This window comes from Nocardia sp. NPDC051787 (genome assembly GCF_040681325.1).
Lineage (GTDB): Bacteria > Actinomycetota > Actinomycetes > Mycobacteriales > Mycobacteriaceae > Nocardia.
The window spans coordinates 12,750-27,675 of sequence record NZ_JBFAYO010000022.1 but is presented as its reverse complement, the minus strand read 5'-3'; the positions used below and the strand labels follow the sequence as shown (position 1 = coordinate 27,675).

The following is a 14,926-nucleotide window of genomic DNA, read 5'->3' as shown; positions in this document are numbered from 1 at the left end:
AATCACTTTGGCGACCGAATCGAGCAGCGTCCACAATGACACGCCTTGAGTCAAATCAAGTCCCACTCACCGGGACAGGACGCCCGGATGGCCTGAATTGTCGATTACGTTGTTCCGATGTTCAGAGCGAGGCTCGGCGTCCGCACCCGGATTCTGGCAATCGCGCTCATCCCGAGCCTGACTCTGCTTGTCGTCGGCGTGGGCGCTGCGAGCTATCTGGTGGCCGAGGGAACGAAAGCGAAGGACTGGGCCGCGGAGAACCAGAAGGCCATCCCCTCCACCAGGGAACTAATGGAGGCGGTCCAACTGGAACGCCACCTCACGCTCACTCAGCTCTCCGGCGACGGCACCGTCGCGCCCGCCCTCGGCGCCGCGCGGATGCGCTTGGACGCCGCCCTGCGCGGCCTCGTCGAGGCTTCGGAGGGCCTCCGCGACGTCGACGACTCGAAGCTCGGCGACAACGTCGCCAATTTCACCACGCTCACGCAGAACATGACCGCGGTACGTTCGGGCGTCGACGCGGCCGCGCTACCGCCCGCGGACGCCTATATGTTCTTCAACCGGCTGCTCGACGTGATCTCGGTGGGCACCAAAGTCGCCGAGCAGACCGCGCCGGACAGTGAGATCGCCGTCCGCATCGCCACCGGCATGCGGTTGTTCAACGCCAGTGAGGCGATGGCGCGCAGCAACGCGCTCGGCGCGATATTCGGCGACGGCATCCATCCCTCACTCATCCCGGCGGAGGAATACCTCCGGCAGATCGGCTTCTACCACACCGAGATCACCGCGCTCAGCGCCGAACTCGAGGGCGCGGAGCAGCAGCACCTCCAAGCGCTGACCGCGGGGACGGCCTGGCAGCAGCTGACCGCGATGGAGAACGCCATCGCCCAGCGCGCCATGGCACCCGTCCCGGCCGCTGCCCCCACGCCAACCGGTTCGACCAGCTCGAGCACGTCCGGCAGCGGCGCGCGTCCCACCGGCCCGCCCCCATTGCCCTTGAGCACGCAGGAATGGCACAGCGCCGCCACCGAAGTCAGCCGGGGCCTCATCGACGCATGGACCGCGCACAACCGGGCCTCGCAGAAACTCGCCGAGGACAAGGCCGCAGCCGCCGCGACCAGGTCCGCCGTGGCGGGCGGCGGCGTGCTCGTGGTCAGCGGGCTGGCGTTTCTCGTCGCCGTGGTGATCGCCAACCGCGTCATTCGCCGGCTGAAGCGGCTACGCGGCGAGACACTCGCGCTGGCCGACGAGCGCCTGCCGGACACGATGCGCAGGCTGCGCAACGGCGAAGCCGTCGATCCCGCGGCCGAATCCCCCGACCTGGACTACGGACACGACGAGATCGGCCAGGTCGCCAAGGCGTTCCAGCACGCGCACTCCGCGGCCGTCGCCGCCGCGGTGGCCGAAGCCCGCACCCGCGAGGGCGTGAAGGCGGTGTTCCTGAACATCGCGCACCGCAGCCAGATCGTGGTGCACCGGCAGCTGGAGATCCTCGACGAGGCCGAGCAGCGGCAGGAAGACCCGGTCCTGCTCGACACCCTCTTCCGCCTCGACCACCTGGCCACCCGGGAGCGCCGCAACGCCGAAAACCTCACCATTCTCGGCGGCGGCAAGCCGGGCAGACAGTGGCGCAACCCCGTTCCGCTGGTGGATCTGGTGCGCAGCGCGGTCGGCGAGACTCTGGACTACGCCAGGGTCCGGGTGGCCCGGCTACCGGAGACCCGGGTGCTCGGCGCCGTGGTCGCCGACCTCATCCACCTGCTCGCCGAACTGGTGGACAACGCCACCTCATTCTCCCCGCCGCAATCGCGTGTCGAAGTGACCGGCAACGTGGTCGGCAAGGGCGTGATGGTCGAGATCACCGATCAGGGCATGGGCATGTCCGAGGACGAGGTGATCAAGACGAACGAGATGCTGCGCACCCCGCCCGACTTCGGTGTCGCCGCCTTGTCGGCCGACTCCCGGCTCGGGTTGTTCGTGGTCGCCCAGCTGGCCGCGCGCCACGGCATCGCGGTGCGGTTGTCGGATTCCGACTACGGCGGGATCAAGGCAATCGTGATCATCCCGACCGCGCTCATCACGGGCGAGCCCGACACGCCGCCGGCTCCAGCGCAGCTCACCGATCCGGGCAGTCGCCGCGGCGTCACCGCGACGCTCGCGGGCGCGGCGGATCCGACGTCGACCGGCACGTACTCGGTGGCCACGCTCGCCGGCGAGCCGGCGCCGCCGCGCTACGCACCTCGACCGTTCACCGAGGCGCCGCCCGAACCGGGCCCGGACGGCCGCCCCGCGCTGCCCCGGCGGAACCGACAGACCAATCTCGCACCGCAACTGGCGCAGCCGATCCAGGGGCAGGCCGCGTCCACGCAGCCCGCACGCTCCGCCGAACAGGCCCGCGATCTGATGTCCGCCATCGAGAACGGGACGCGGCAGGGCCGCCGCGCCATCATTTCCGATGAACAGGAAGGCTAGGGGTGTCCATTTCTCCCGCAGGTGATCTCAACTGGCTGCTGGACGATCTCGTCGACCGGCTGGCGGGCGTGCGCCACGCGGTGGTGCTGTCCACCGATGGTCTACTACTCGGCCGCTCCAGCGGCATGAGCCGCGAGGACGCCGAACACTTCGGCGCGATGTCGTCGGCGCTATACGGGCTGGCGCGCAGTGCGGGCAACCGGTTCGACGGCGGCGGCGTCCGCCAAGCTGTCATCGAACTCGACCGCGCGGTGCTGTTCGTCACCTCCGCGGGCGACAACGCTTGCCTCGCATTGCAAGCCGCCGAGTCGGCGAATCTCGGCATGGTCGCCTACGAGATGAACCTGACCGTCCAGCGCGTCGGCAGTTACCTGTCCACCACACCGCGGCAGGACCTCGTCGGACAGGTCGAGCCCAACCTGCCATGACCAACCCGCGTGAGCCCTGGTTCGACGAGGCGGCAGGCCCGCTGGTGCGTCCCTACGCGCTCACGCGCGGACGAACCACCGGCTCCGGACCCGAACTGGATATGCTCACGACCGTGGTCGTGGACAACTCCGCAACCGCCCCGCGACGTTTCGAACCGGAGTACGTGGATATTCTTCGGCTATGCCGGGTTTCACAGACCGTCGCCGAAGTGTCCGCCCAGTTGCGGTTTCCGCTTGCGGTGACCAAGATCCTCGTCGGTGATCTGATCGGCGATGGGCAATTAATCTTCCGCGCCCCCGTTCCGACGGAGGCCGGCCCCGATGACCTCAAGATATTGCGAGCGGTACTGGATGGAATCCGTAAAATTTGACCCGAGCGGCACACCGCAGCTGGCCGCGTCGGTCAAGATCCTCGTCGCCGGTGGGTTCGGCGTAGGCAAGACCACCATGGTCTCGGCGATCAGCGAATGCGCGCCACTGCGCACCGAAGAGCTGATCACCGAGATGAGCACCGGCATAGACGACCTCTCCGGCGTCGAGCAGAAGTCCACGACCACGGTCGCGCTGGACTTCGGCAGGCTCACCATCGACCGCAACCTGGTGCTCTACTTGTTCGGCACCCCCGGCCAGGACCGGTTCTGGTTCCTGTGGGACGAGCTGGCGCGCGGCGCGCTGGGCGCCGTGGTGCTCGCGGACACCCGCAGGTTGGGCAATTCCTTTGCCGCCGTGGACTTCTTCGAGCGCCGCGGCCTGCCGTTCATGGTCGGGGTGAACTGCTTCGACGGGGCACCGCACTACACGATCGATGAAGTGCGCGACGCGCTCGACCTCGACGCGGTCACTCCGGTGATGCTGTGCGACGCCCGTGACCGCGGCTCGTGCAAGACCGTGCTGCTCACCCTCGTCGAGCATCTGATCCAACGCGCGCAGCGCGTGCACCGCGCGCAGGTCACCACCTGAGCGGACCGCGCCCATCCTCGCCCGGTCTGTTGTCGAGTTGCCCTGGCGGCAGTGCTCCGGGGCTTCGGCTGAGCTTTCACACCTGCCGCAGCCAGGCCAGGAACAGCAGTGCGCCGCCCCCGGCCAGCACCACCGCGACCGGAGCGGGCCACCATAGACCATTTCGGCCGAGCAGGCCGCGGGTGAGCCGCACCTGGAACGCGCCGAGGCCGGCCGAGACCAGCAGCCAGACCGGCAGCAAACCGACGCCCAGAACGGCGTGCACCGCCCACGCACCCGCCAACGACGGACCGCCCCAGGACCCTTCGAGATTGTCGCCCGCGATCAGCGGATAGCAGATCCCCCGGATCGCGGCGACGACCGCGAGAAACGCCAGGAACCACGCCAGCAGGCCCATCGCGCCGCTGAGCACCGAGTGCGACACCGACCGTGCGACCGAGAATTTATGCGGAAGAACGGATTCGCCGAGCATCCGCCGCGGCACCCGCAACCGGGTCGGAATCCGCCGTATCGCCAGCGGCAATGCCCACAGCGCATACCCCGCATACTGAAGGAGTGCCCGAAGCCACGACATAGCGCCGACGGTAGCGCTGTTCGGCCCGCAATTCACCCCAGCAGACCGGCGTTCACCAGATCGTCGAACAGCAACTGGTCGACCGGCGGAACAAGAACGCGGTCGGCGTAGCGGAACCACGCGACCTCTTCGATTTCGCTACTGGCGGCGAGCGTTCCGCGATAGTCGGCGGTGTAGCAACTCATCCGCACCACCGCGGCGTCCGCGGGGCCGTCCGCGGCTTCGTAGGTACCCACGTGCGCGGCGGTCTCGGGCAGCAGCGCGACGGTGAGTTCCTCTTCGATCTCGCGTACCAGCGTCTGGATATCGCTCTCAGTACCCTCGCGTTTGCCGCCGGGAATATAGAAGACGTCCTTGCCGCGCGGTCTGGCGCACAGGATCCGTCCGTCCTCGATCCGCACCCACGCCACCGTGTCGATCAACTGCCGCACTCGCCCGTCCGCCACCGCCGCAGCCTAACGCCGCATCGCCTGCCGTGCCGCGCGGCCTGGCGATCAGCCGGACGGAAGCAGGGATGCGTCCTTGGCACCCGGCCCGAGGACCGGACGCAGATCGCGGGCGCCGACATGCTCTCCGCACTCGGAGCACACCGGCTCGATGGTCATGAGGTTTCCGCAACCGGTGTGCCGCGTCTGCACCGGCGGACCGTCCGGGGCGGCCCATTCGTCGCCCCATTGGCGCATCGCCGTGACCACCAGCCACAGCGAACGCCCTTTCGGGGTCAGGCGGTAGTCGTAGCGAACCGGGTTGTCCTGGTAGGGCTCCCGGGTGAGCACGCCGTGGTCGATCAGATGCTCCAGGCGCTGGGTCAGCACATTGCGGGCTATGCCGAGGCGGGCGCGGAAGTCGTCGAAGCGCGTCACGCCGAACAGCGCGTCCCGCACGATCAGCAGCGTCCACCACTCCCCGACCACCTCGAGGCACTGGGCCAGCGAGCAGTTCATGTCCTCGAAGCTCGTCCTGCGCATACCCGTCAGCATAGTCAGTTGCTTCATGGAACTCACTACCTTTATGGTTCGTTGCATGATGCAACTCACTGCGCGGACGCTCGCCGATGAATTCGCGCTGACCGAGACCGGCGACGGCTGGCAGGCGCGAGTCGACCGGACCTGGCGCGGCTGGACCGGACCACACGGCGGCGTGATCGCCGCTCTGCTCGTCGAGGTGGCACGCGAAGCGGCTACCGATCCGCTGCCGGTGCGGGCGGTAGACCTGCGTTTCCTCGGCCGTCCCACCGAAGGCGCACTGTCTTTCCACGCGACGGAGCACACGGTCGGCCGCAGCACCGCCGTATTGGAGGTGCGAGCCGATCAAGACGGCAGCCCGATCGCCGCGGCCTCCATCACGCTCGGACGCACGGTGGCGACGGGCGTCGACGACTACGCAGGCGACCCCGCACCGGAGGTGCCCGGCCCCGAAGCATGTGCGAAGTTCCTCCTGCCGCCGGAAATCGTGCCGGTAGGAGCTCATTTCGACATCCGCCCGTGCGCGGGACCGCTGCCGCTCACCGGCGCGGACGAACGCATGATGTGCGCGTGGATCAGCCTGGTCCCCGAGCTGCCGACGAATGCGGCGACGCTTGCCATCCTGGCCGACGCGCTGCCGCCCGCCGTGTTCCCCACGCTGCGCGCGCCCGTCGCCGTCCCCACCGTGGCGCAGTCGATGTACCTGCACCGTGAGCCCGCCGGACGCCAGCCCGTGCTGATGCGTGCCACGAACGCCTCCACCGGCGGCGGTTGGTCGGTGGACGACATCTGTATCTGGAACCGGGAGGGCAGGCTGCTCGCCTCGGCCCGGCAGACCCGCCGCGTACTCGGCTGAAAGGGAGACAATCGTGAATTCCCCTGCCGCGGCCGTGCATCGGCCCGCCGCCGACTTCCGGATCGTGCTCGCGCTTGTCTCGGTCGGCGTGCTGCTGTCGAGCCTGGACTTGTTCATCGTCAACGTCGCACTGCCGGACATGGCCGCCGACTTCGCCGGAGCGAAGCTCTCCGGACTGTCCTGGGTGCTCAACGCCTATGCGATCATGTTCGCCGCGCTGCTGGTCCCAGCGGGGCGACTCGGTGACCGCGGCAGCATCCGCACCACATTTCTGCTCGGGCTCGCGGTGTTCGTCATCGGATCGGCGCTGTGCGCGACCGCGTGGGACGTTGGATCGCTGGTGGTGTTCCGAGCGATCCAGGCGGTTGGCGGCGCCCTGCTGACCCCGGCATCACTCGGTTTGGTGCTCGCGGCGAGCCCGCCGCAGCGGCGAGCCGCCGCGGTTCGGCTGTGGGTTGCGTTCGGTGGACTCGGCGCGGCGCTCGGGCCCGTCCTGGGTGGCGTTCTAGTCGAATTCGACTGGCGCTGGGTCTTTCTGGTGAATGTGCCGATCGGGCTGGTCGCGGTCGTTCTCGGACTGCGGATGCTGCCCGACCCGCCCGGCGACGGAGGCAAGCTGCCCGATCTGGTCGGTGCGACGCTGCTGGTCGGTGCGATCGCCGCGCTCGTGCTCGGGCTGGTCAAGGGCGAGGACTGGGGTTGGTCGGCGGACGGGGTGCTGGGCGCCTTTGCCGTGGCGGCGATTCTGACTGTGGCGTTTGTCGTCTCCTCAGCCCGCCACCACAGTCCGGTGGTCGACCCGGCGCTGTTGCGCGCCCCCAATTTTGCGCTGATGACCGGCAACGCGGTGTTCTTCAATGTCGCCTTCGGGGCGATGCTGCTGTCGGTGGTCTTGTGGGCGCAGAACGTCTGGGGTTGGTCGGCCCTTCGCACCGGCTTGGCCATCGCGCCGGGACCACTGATGGTGCCGGTGGTGGCAGTCCTCGCCGGGCGCCTGATCGGCAGGATCGGCGCCGGGCCGGTCATCGCGGCGGGCGGGATCGTCTTCGGCGCGGCAATGCTGTGGTGGGCGCAGGCGATCACCTTGCAACCCGACTACGTGGGCGGGCTGCTCGGCGGCATGGCGGTCAGCGGCATCGGTGTCGGGCTGACACTACCGACCGCCTTCGCGGCGGGAACCAGCGGATTGCCACCCCAGCGATTCGCCACCGGGTCCGCGGTGCTGAGCATGGCACGACAGATCGGCCTCGCCGTCGGAGTGGCGGTCCTCGTCGCGGTGCTCGGCTCCCCCTCTGGGCCGGAGGCGACACTCGACGCCTTCCAGCGCGGGTGGTACGTGACAGCAGCGGTCGCCGTGATCGCGGGCCTGATCGGAACTGCCGCGCGGATGCCAGGATCCCCTGTCGCACAACATGATCCGGCCACCGAACCGGCCGCCACCTGATCTGCTGCCTATCGCGGTGTCGTGGGCGATGACACCTGGCCGGTTCAGCTGACCAATTTGCCGAATCACCAGACGACCTCCGGGCAGCCGGTCATCGGGCGTTCCTGGTACCTGGACACCGGCGTCACCATCACATAGCTGATTCGTCCCGCCCAGTTGCCCGAGGAGTCGCCGGCAGCGATGTCGCGGGGCCCGGGAAGCCGATCCGCCACGCCCCGGGTCGTGCAAGTCGACCTCGGCTCCGGGCGCATCGTTTTCACTTAGCAACGGCAGTGGCGTCCACTTCCCCTGAATTCACCGGGGTGACGACCCTACCGGGAACCCGCGAATATCGAATCGCAGGATTGGCCACCCGTTGTGGCGACATCGGCAGCCGGCTCAGCGCCCGATCTCCGGCGAATGCTCCCTTACCCCGTCAGCGTCAGAGCCGATGTCGGCATATCATTGAACAAGTGCGGCACAGTTGTTGTCGAACGCGGCGCCGTCGAAGCCAGCCTGCAGGAAGCTCTGCGCGGCCGGCGGGAACAGGATTCCGTCCACGAGGTGATCGGCGCCCGGATATTCCATGAAGCGGACCGCGACGTTGCGACGGCAGTAGTCGGCGGCCAGTTCGCGGGTGTCGGCGGCCACTATTACCCTGTCGCCGGTGCCGTCCGCATTACCGGTACCGAGGAGGAGCGGCCCCTCCCGGGTGCCCGTGCTACCTATTCGCATTCCGAGCCGTCACTATCACGGACTCATATGTCTTCATCGTGTCGCTGCTACTGTGCTGATGACATGGTTGATGGTCCGCGACGGATTCCGCGGCAGCAGCGTTCCCGGGAGATGGTGGATACGTTGCTGGAAGCGGCCGCGCAAATGTTTTCCCGGGAGGGCTTGGCCGCAACCACCAACCGTATTGCCGAACGGGCCGGGGTTTCGATCGGGACGCTGTACCAGTACTTCCCGAACAAGCACGCTCTGTTGCGTGTCCTGGCCGAACGGCATGTCGCGGAGGCCGGTGCCCGACTCGACAGGGTGTTCACGGAGTTGCGGACCGCCAGGCCATTGCTCGACGAGACCCTGCGGGTGATCCTCGACGCCGTTGTCGAACTGCACCGGGACCGGCCCGCGCTGCACGCGCTCATGCACCGGCTGGCACCGCAGGCAGCGGCAGACCTGGACGCGCTGCGGGCCTTCGAGGACCACCTTGTCGATGAGGTTGCCTTCCACCTCGACCGGTGCGGGCGCGGCGGCGAGAACATCGAGCTGACCGCGCGAATGCTCGTGCACACGATCGACGCCCAGGTGCACAGAGTGTTGCCTCGGCACACCGGTTCGCGCTCCAGCGCCCGCCCGGTGGCTGGATGCGCGGCGGGTGAACCACGACCTGGTCACCGGTGGCTGGCAGCGCCTGGTCTACCCGCCCGATCGGCCCGAAGGGACGGTGGACCGTGCCGCCTACACTCTGTACCTGTTGGAGCATTTCCATCGGAATCTCAAGCACCGCAACATCTTCGCCGAGCGCTCTTCGAAGTGGCGGGATCCGCGAGCACATCTGCTGTCGGGGGTGGCGTGGGAACAGGCCCGCGAAGCGGGCATGAACGCGCTCGGTCTGCCCGACAACCCGCACCCGCTGCTGGTCGGCCACGCCGCCGCACTCGATGCCGCCTACTGTGAGCTGGCCGCCCGGCTCGGTGACGATGCCCCGGCCAGCGTGGACGCCGACGGGAAACTGCATGTCGCCGCGTTGACCGCGACACCGGATCCGCCGTCACTGATCGACCTGCGAGTTCGGGTGGAGGCGATGCTGCCGCGGCTGGATCTGCCGGAGTTGGTGGTGGAGGTCATGTCGTGGCATCCGGAGTTCATCGAGGCGTTCACCCACGTGTCGGGCAATCCGGCCCGCGTCGGTGATCTGGGGTTGTCGGTGGCCGCGGTGCTGTGTGCGCACGCGATGAACGTCGGCTTCAAACCGGTTGCCTCCCTCGGGGTGGAGGCGCTGACCCGCGACCGGCTCCATCATGTCGATCAGCACTATCTGCGGTTCGATACCCTCGCCGCCGCCAACGCCGTGCTCGTGGACGCCCAGGCCGACATCGGCCTGGCGCGGTTGTGGGGCGGCGGCCTGGTCGCCTCGGTGGACGGGATCCGGTTCGTGGTGCCGGTCCGCACCCACCACGCCCGACCGAACCCGAAATATTTCGGCAGGTCGAAAGGGGCAACTTGGCTCAACATGATCAACGACCAAGCGGCGGGCCTGTCGGCGATGGTGCTGTCGGGCACTCCCCGCGATTCGCTGTACGCGGTCGATGTGGTGCTGCGCCAGCAGAGAGGCAAACTTCCCGACCAGATCATCACCGACACCGGTAGTTTCAGCGATATCGTGTTCGGGCTGCTGCACTTGCTGGGCCGCACATACCGGCCCCAGCTGAAAACCTTCCCGACCAACGGTTGTGGCGTGTCGACACGGCCGCCCACTACGGGCCGCTGGACAAGGCCGCGCGCGGACGCATAGACCTGGACCGGATCTCGCAGCATTGGGAAGACATGTGCCGCATCGCGGTATCGATGCACGCCGACGAGGTGTCCGGGCACGAAGTTACCCGCATGATCTCCCGCGACGGCAACCCCACCTCGATCGGCCAAGCCATCGCCCACTACGGGCGCATCCACAAGACCCTGCACATCCTGCGCCTGGCCGACGACGAACCCTATCGGCGCGAGGGCAAGGCCCAATCCAACCTCACCGAAGGCCGCCACGACCTCGCACGCCGGATCTTCCACGGCCGCAAGGGCGAAATCTACCGCGCCTACCACGACGGCATGGAAGATCAACTCTTGCTCGGCCTGGTCCTGAACTGCGTGGTGCTATGGAACACCGTGTATCTCAACCGCGCACTCAACGAGCTGCGTAACCAGAACTATCCGGTCGACGATGCCGACGCGGCCCGGTTGTCGCCGTTCGTGCGCGAGCACATCGGACTGGACGGGCACTACAGCTTTCACCTGCCCGACCTCGGCGGAGAACACCGGCCCTTGCGTGATCCGGATGTTGCCGACGAAACCGAATGACGTGGTCAGCGGCCTGGTCGTCGGCGAGGCGGCCGGGCCGCTGTCGGCTTGATACCGGCGCAACCCACCGTCGGACACCCTTGCGTACTTCGCGAGGCTGCGCACTGAGGTATGCCGTATATCCGTGTTGCGTGCCACCTCAACCACCGACCGACTCTCCTACAGAACGAACACTACCGTCTACGCCTTGGGCTCCTCGGTGGAGATACGGCGCGCCGTAACTAACTATGAACCCCATACTACTGGGCGACTCCAAGCTTATTTCTACTCAACCCGGGGAAACGGGTCCAACTACTAAATAGCTAGGTGTTTCTATTGGCTCGGATTGGTGCGGCGGTTGCCTGAATTCGGATTGGACCTTCGCTGTGGAAAGTTTGGGCTTCGTCGATTCTGCCCCTGCCTTTGCCGCGTTTCAATTCGATCGATTGTATCTGAAACATCCTCGATTTTGGCATCGACACATACGACCTTATGCTCAAGTCGAGCGATTCGTCCATCGATTCCTTCGACCTGCTCAGCGCTAGAATTTCTCCTACTTAGTAGCGATTGAAAGAGAGCAAAAGTTACCGCAGCGCCAGCGAAGCCAGCACCAAGATTGATGAAGGAATCGGATAAGAACGAACTTGGAGACGCGCCTTCTGCGCGCGCAAAGAAGTATCCGATACCGCAGGATACGATACCGGCCCCGAGGGTGACGCTGATGATTGAAGCATCAAAGATACGGGGATGTCGCGCAGCTGTATCCTGAAGTCTTTCACTCCCAGTCCAAAGAGTTATGAGGAGCATCGAGAATGCTGTACCCAGGACGAATAGTGATTCAAATATCCCTGCGATAGTCGCTGATGAGGGTTTTAGATAGTCGCTCCTGATGAATCTTGTCGAGTCTCCGTACTTTACTTCTGACCATTCTTGGTCGGTATCAGATTTGGCTCTTCCTACCACGGTGACCTGTTGCCCGGGCGAGTATAGTCCGCTTGAGGCACACTCGACCGAGGGGCAACTTCGTATGTTAGCTTCACCGCTCAGGTATGAGACCTCTTCGCCTCCCACTAGTGTGTCGTTCGTGGTCTCGTAGAACAAGATTCCAAAACCGCCAAGTAGCAAAACTGGAAGAAAGCCCGCTCCGAGGTAAATTGCAATCCGTCGCAACATCGATAGTCTATTTTCTCTCTCGGTCCACCTTGTGTCAGGCGTCACCTACGTGCGATGTGATGTATATGGCAAATGAGCTTTGCCGGCGGGCAGCCGGGTCGCTGTCGGCTTGATACCGGCGCAAACCATCGTCGGACACCCTTGCGTACTTCGCGAGGCTGCGCACTGAGGTATGCCCCGACAGCTTCATCAACACCGGGGTCGACGCGCCCTCCTCCGCAGCGTGTGTGAGCCGGGAATGACGCAGTTGATGCAGCGTGTAGGGGCCATCGGCGTAGCCAGCGGTGTGGGTTTCGAACAATTCGGCTGCGCGCCGATATGACAGGCGCGCCCGCCCTGAAGCCGGGTCGATGTCGTTGGTGGCCACCGACGGGCGGGCTTTGCGGTCGGTCAAGAACAGCGGCCCGGACTTGCGGCCAGTCAGCATCCGTGGCAGCAATCGGGCGGTGCCGGTCTGCCATGCGATGACCTCCCGCGCGCCGCCTTTGCGGGTCACCACCGCGCACCGGTTCGTCGTATCGAGGTCGGGCACATCCAGCATCAGCACTTCCTCGGCGCGGGCGGAGGATTCGTAGAGCATGTGCCACAACACTCGTTCCCGCAGCGGCGCATCCGATCCCAGGATCTCGGCGACCCGATCCCTGCGCAGCGCCCGGCTAGTGTCCGGCGGCGCGGGCCGGGCCCGCAACCGCACCAAAGGATCACCGGTCAGCCAGCCCTGCTCGCGCCAGTACCCGCACGCCGAGCCCAGTGCGGTCAGCCGGATGTTGAACGTCTTGGCCGATTTCGCGCCCCACACGAAGGTGAACCAGCCGCTGACCCGGTCCGGCTCCCGATCCAATTGCGCCACATCGGTATCCGCACCGAAATCGGCGACGAGGCGGTCCAGCGCCGCCGCATACGTCGCGCGGGTGTTCGCCACCGTGATCGTGCCTAGATAGATCCGCACCGCATCGGCCAGCCGCACACCACGCGCGGCGGCCGGAAGCACATGAACCCGGCCCATTCACCGGCCGCCGGTGCCGGGCTTGGGTGAAAGTGCGTCGATGACCGCCGATCCGGCATCCCACGAGCGGCGCATCTGGCCGAGCAGTTGATCGTTGCGTTCCAGGCCCGCGCCCACGATGCCCTGCAACTCCTGGATGACCGCCTCGGAGATCGCGTCGAACTCGGCATACGTGGCGTCGCATCGCTTCCGGGCCTCCGCGATCTTCGCCGCGTCCCCGTCCTTCTGCGCTTGGGTGAGTCGGCCCTTCGCTGCGGACCACCGCCGCCGCGCCGCGGTCTGCCGATCCGCGAGTTCGGACCCGCGCACCTTCGACACCGTGCCCTCGGCATCGCTCACCGCCGCCAGCGCCCAGAACTCGTGGTGCTCCCGGTCGGCGAGGTAGATGAGTCCATCGACCTCAGGGATACCGGTCCGGTCCGGCTCGCTCATGACCACCCTCCTCGGCTACCGCAGATAGTTTCCCGAGTCGCCACCACCGGAACGGTGCATCACGCCAGGACGACCCTTAGATTACCGCACATAGTGCGCGGCTATATGCGGTAAACCCTTAGCGCCGGATCTCGCGCGAATGTTCATTCCAACGCCAATTCTGCTGGTGGCGGCGGGAACTGAGGTAGCGTACCGGGGTGCCCATCGAGTCGGCAGTGTGGACCCAGCCCGCTGCCATCCCCCGGCGCCGGCCCGATCATCGCTATGGACCCGCGCGAGCCCGTGGTCCTCAGCGGCGTCGATGGTGAGGACGCCATCGACGCGCTCGGAGTATTCTTTCGCGACCACGGGGGCGCGGGCGTCACGATCGGCCCGTTCCCCGAACAGGTCACATCCGCCTGGACGGTCACGCTGACCGGGCCTCACCTGCACATCACCGCAGGAGACGACCTCGTCTACGACGGCAGGACCAGACCCCGATCCGCAGTGGCGATCAGCCTTGAGGTCGGCGGCCGACGAGGGCATCCTGCTCGTCGGAACCTCGATCCCTCTGGGCCACAACAGCGCTCAGAGTATCGGCGCGGCGATCATCGCGGGCCGGGCAGTCGCGGTCCGTGCGAAGCCTTACCTTGGGTCGCCGCCGTTGACCGCGTTCTCAGCTGGCGGCCGTGCTCGTGAGAATGTCAGCACTGGAACAACAGCGAGGCGACTGCCTCACGGCAGGTCTCTGACGCAATCCGGCTGATTCCCTAATCAGATCCCCCAGGTATCACCACGTTAGCGCCGGATCCGGGCCAGTTACACCACTACCCCCTACGACGTGCGCGACCGCGCGGGTGCGTGCCGCTGCCTCGTAGGCGAGCATTCCACCCATGCTGGCACCGAACAGCACCAGCGGCCGATCATCGGATTCGGTTTCAGCGCAGACGAATTGGGTCAGCAGATCCACCCAGTCGCGGTATCGCACCGTCCTGGGCCGCGGTTCCACCGTGTCACCGTAGAGCGGCAGATCCACTGCCATCGCTTCGACGCCCTCGTGCGCGGCCACCGCGGCGAACGGCCACAGCAGACCGGCATGACCACCCGCACCGTGAATCATCAGTACACGTACCCGCGCCTCGGGAACCTCGGCGCGCGCGAGTGCACACGCCGGCTCTGCCACGACCACCACGTGCGGGTTGGCGCAGGCAAGGACAACGAACGGTAATCGGCCTTTGATCAGCGGAGACCCGTGCCCGTAGGACATCTCGGCGGTGGGTACTCGCATTACCGATCGAACTCACCGAACGAGCCGTGCCGAACGAGACTCCTGAACCCATCCGTCCCTGCCCAGCGGGCGAAATGCCTGGTGCCCCGCGAATCCCTTCTGGCACCGACGAGGTGTCCGACACGGATGCAAGTCTCCGACCGAATACTTTCCCGGCAGCCACGGGTGTGCGTTACCAGACGTATCCCAAACCTCAGGACTCCGTTGTGCTGTAACACCACAGAATTTTCGCCTCGAGTCGCGCCGGTCGCCCCGCCTGTAAAGAATCTGGCGAGTACGAAAGTGATTGTCCGCCATGGCATAACAAGCTATATGG

At 66.4% G+C, this 14,926-nt stretch carries 14 protein-coding genes and 2 pseudogenes; 8 read left to right on the top strand and 8 right to left on the bottom strand.

Translation table 11 applies throughout. From position 1 onward, the window contains the following. Window positions 1-117 precede the first annotated feature (117 nt). Genes AB0M45_RS22690 through AB0M45_RS22675 form a run of 4 tightly spaced genes read left to right on the top strand, consistent with a single transcriptional unit; the run spans window position 118 to window position 3,860 of the window. The gene (locus AB0M45_RS22690; RefSeq protein WP_364332485.1) at window positions 118-2,472 is read left to right on the top strand and encodes an ATP-binding protein; all 2,355 of its coding nucleotides are present in this window, start codon (window positions 118-120) and stop codon (window positions 2,470-2,472) included. Window positions 2,473-2,474: 2 nt separating this feature from the next. Continuing rightward, window positions 2,475-2,900 carry a roadblock/LC7 domain-containing protein gene (locus tag AB0M45_RS22685; RefSeq protein WP_040778785.1) on the top strand — a complete coding sequence of 142 codons (426 nt, stop codon included), beginning with the start codon at window positions 2,475-2,477 and terminating at the stop codon, window positions 2,898-2,900. After that, window positions 2,897-3,271, top strand: a complete 375-nt coding sequence (locus AB0M45_RS22680) for a DUF742 domain-containing protein (protein ID WP_364332481.1) — start codon at window positions 2,897-2,899, stop codon at window positions 3,269-3,271. The genes AB0M45_RS22685 and AB0M45_RS22680 overlap by 4 nt, the downstream gene beginning before the upstream one ends. Next, a complete protein-coding gene (locus AB0M45_RS22675) occupies window positions 3,252-3,860 on the top strand; it encodes an ATP/GTP-binding protein (RefSeq protein ID WP_364332478.1) in 609 nt (202 codons plus the stop codon). Before AB0M45_RS22680 ends, AB0M45_RS22675 begins: the two co-directional genes overlap by 20 nt. Window positions 3,861-3,936: 76 nt before the next feature. Here AB0M45_RS22675 and AB0M45_RS22670 read toward each other — a convergent pair whose 3' ends face one another. The 3 genes from AB0M45_RS22670 to AB0M45_RS22660 are packed head-to-tail and all read right to left on the bottom strand — an operon-like array spanning window position 3,937 to window position 5,402. Further along, window positions 3,937-4,434 carry a hypothetical protein gene (locus AB0M45_RS22670; protein WP_364332475.1) on the bottom strand — a complete coding sequence of 166 codons (498 nt, stop codon included), beginning with the start codon at window positions 4,432-4,434 and terminating at the stop codon, window positions 3,937-3,939. A 32-nt stretch (window positions 4,435-4,466) separates the two neighbouring features. After that, entirely contained in the window at window positions 4,467-4,880 is a 414-nt protein-coding gene (locus tag AB0M45_RS22665) for an NUDIX domain-containing protein (protein ID WP_364332472.1), read from the bottom strand. A gap of 48 nt (window positions 4,881-4,928) precedes the next feature. Then, window positions 4,929-5,402 (bottom strand): helix-turn-helix domain-containing protein, encoded by a 474-nt coding sequence (locus AB0M45_RS22660; RefSeq protein WP_364332782.1) that lies wholly within the window; start codon window positions 5,400-5,402, stop codon window positions 4,929-4,931. Between the two features lie 55 nt (window positions 5,403-5,457). On the opposite strand from AB0M45_RS22660, the gene AB0M45_RS22655 reads away from it, so the two are divergent. Further along, window positions 5,458-6,255: a thioesterase family protein gene (locus AB0M45_RS22655; protein WP_364332469.1), complete on the top strand. Its 798-nt coding sequence runs from the start codon at window positions 5,458-5,460 to the stop codon at window positions 6,253-6,255. A 13-nt stretch (window positions 6,256-6,268) separates the two neighbouring features. Beyond that, window positions 6,269-7,699, top strand: a complete 1,431-nt coding sequence (locus AB0M45_RS22650; protein WP_364332466.1) for an MFS transporter — start codon at window positions 6,269-6,271, stop codon at window positions 7,697-7,699. A gap of 441 nt (window positions 7,700-8,140) precedes the next feature. Here the strand turns inward: AB0M45_RS22650 and AB0M45_RS22645 are convergent, their stop codons facing one another. Next, window positions 8,141-8,329: a hypothetical protein gene (locus AB0M45_RS22645; protein WP_364332463.1), complete on the bottom strand. Its 189-nt coding sequence runs from the start codon at window positions 8,327-8,329 to the stop codon at window positions 8,141-8,143. A gap of 147 nt (window positions 8,330-8,476) precedes the next feature. Between AB0M45_RS22645 and AB0M45_RS22640 the strand changes: the two are divergent. Both AB0M45_RS22640 and AB0M45_RS22635 read left to right on the top strand, forming a co-directional pair. Then, a pseudogene (locus tag AB0M45_RS22640) lies at window positions 8,477-9,007 on the top strand (TetR/AcrR family transcriptional regulator); the annotation flags it as partial. A gap of 271 nt (window positions 9,008-9,278) precedes the next feature. Further along, a pseudogene (locus AB0M45_RS22635) lies at window positions 9,279-10,753 on the top strand (transposase). Between the two features lie 312 nt (window positions 10,754-11,065). Here AB0M45_RS22635 and AB0M45_RS22630 read toward each other — a convergent pair. The 4 genes from AB0M45_RS22630 to AB0M45_RS22615 form a co-directional block, all read right to left on the bottom strand. Continuing rightward, on the bottom strand, window positions 11,066-11,905 hold the full coding sequence (locus AB0M45_RS22630; RefSeq protein ID WP_364332460.1) for an SH3 domain-containing protein: 840 nt from the start codon (window positions 11,903-11,905) through the stop codon (window positions 11,066-11,068). Between the two features lie 34 nt (window positions 11,906-11,939). Next, window positions 11,940-12,911, bottom strand: a complete 972-nt coding sequence (locus tag AB0M45_RS22625) for a site-specific integrase (protein WP_364332457.1) — start codon at window positions 12,909-12,911, stop codon at window positions 11,940-11,942. Then, on the bottom strand, window positions 12,912-13,343 hold the full coding sequence (locus AB0M45_RS22620) for a hypothetical protein (RefSeq protein ID WP_364332454.1): 432 nt from the start codon (window positions 13,341-13,343) through the stop codon (window positions 12,912-12,914). Window positions 13,344-14,112: 769 nt separating this feature from the next. Continuing rightward, window positions 14,113-14,610 carry an alpha/beta fold hydrolase gene (locus tag AB0M45_RS22615; RefSeq protein ID WP_364332451.1) on the bottom strand — a complete coding sequence of 166 codons (498 nt, stop codon included), beginning with the start codon at window positions 14,608-14,610 and terminating at the stop codon, window positions 14,113-14,115. Between the last annotated feature and the right edge of the window lie 316 nt (window positions 14,611-14,926).

Coding starts and splice junctions, on each gene's coding strand:
- AB0M45_RS22690 (WP_364332485.1), top strand. CDS start 118: ATGTTCAGAGCGAGGCTCGGCGTCCGCACCCGGATTCTGGCAATCGCG.
- AB0M45_RS22680 (WP_364332481.1), top strand. CDS start 2,897: ATGACCAACCCGCGTGAGCCCTGGTTCGACGAGGCGGCAGGCCCGCTG.
- AB0M45_RS22675 (WP_364332478.1), top strand. CDS start 3,252: ATGGAATCCGTAAAATTTGACCCGAGCGGCACACCGCAGCTGGCCGCG.
- AB0M45_RS22670 (WP_364332475.1), bottom strand. CDS start 4,434: ATGTCGTGGCTTCGGGCACTCCTTCAGTATGCGGGGTATGCGCTGTGG.
- AB0M45_RS22660 (WP_364332782.1), bottom strand. CDS start 5,402: ATGCGCAGGACGAGCTTCGAGGACATGAACTGCTCGCTGGCCCAGTGC.
- AB0M45_RS22655 (WP_364332469.1), top strand. CDS start 5,458: ATGATGCAACTCACTGCGCGGACGCTCGCCGATGAATTCGCGCTGACC.
- AB0M45_RS22630 (WP_364332460.1), bottom strand. CDS start 11,905: ATGTTGCGACGGATTGCAATTTACCTCGGAGCGGGCTTTCTTCCAGTT.
- AB0M45_RS22625 (WP_364332457.1), bottom strand. CDS start 12,911: ATGGGCCGGGTTCATGTGCTTCCGGCCGCCGCGCGTGGTGTGCGGCTG.
- AB0M45_RS22620 (WP_364332454.1), bottom strand. CDS start 13,343: ATGAGCGAGCCGGACCGGACCGGTATCCCTGAGGTCGATGGACTCATC.
- AB0M45_RS22615 (WP_364332451.1), bottom strand. CDS start 14,610: ATGCGAGTACCCACCGCCGAGATGTCCTACGGGCACGGGTCTCCGCTG.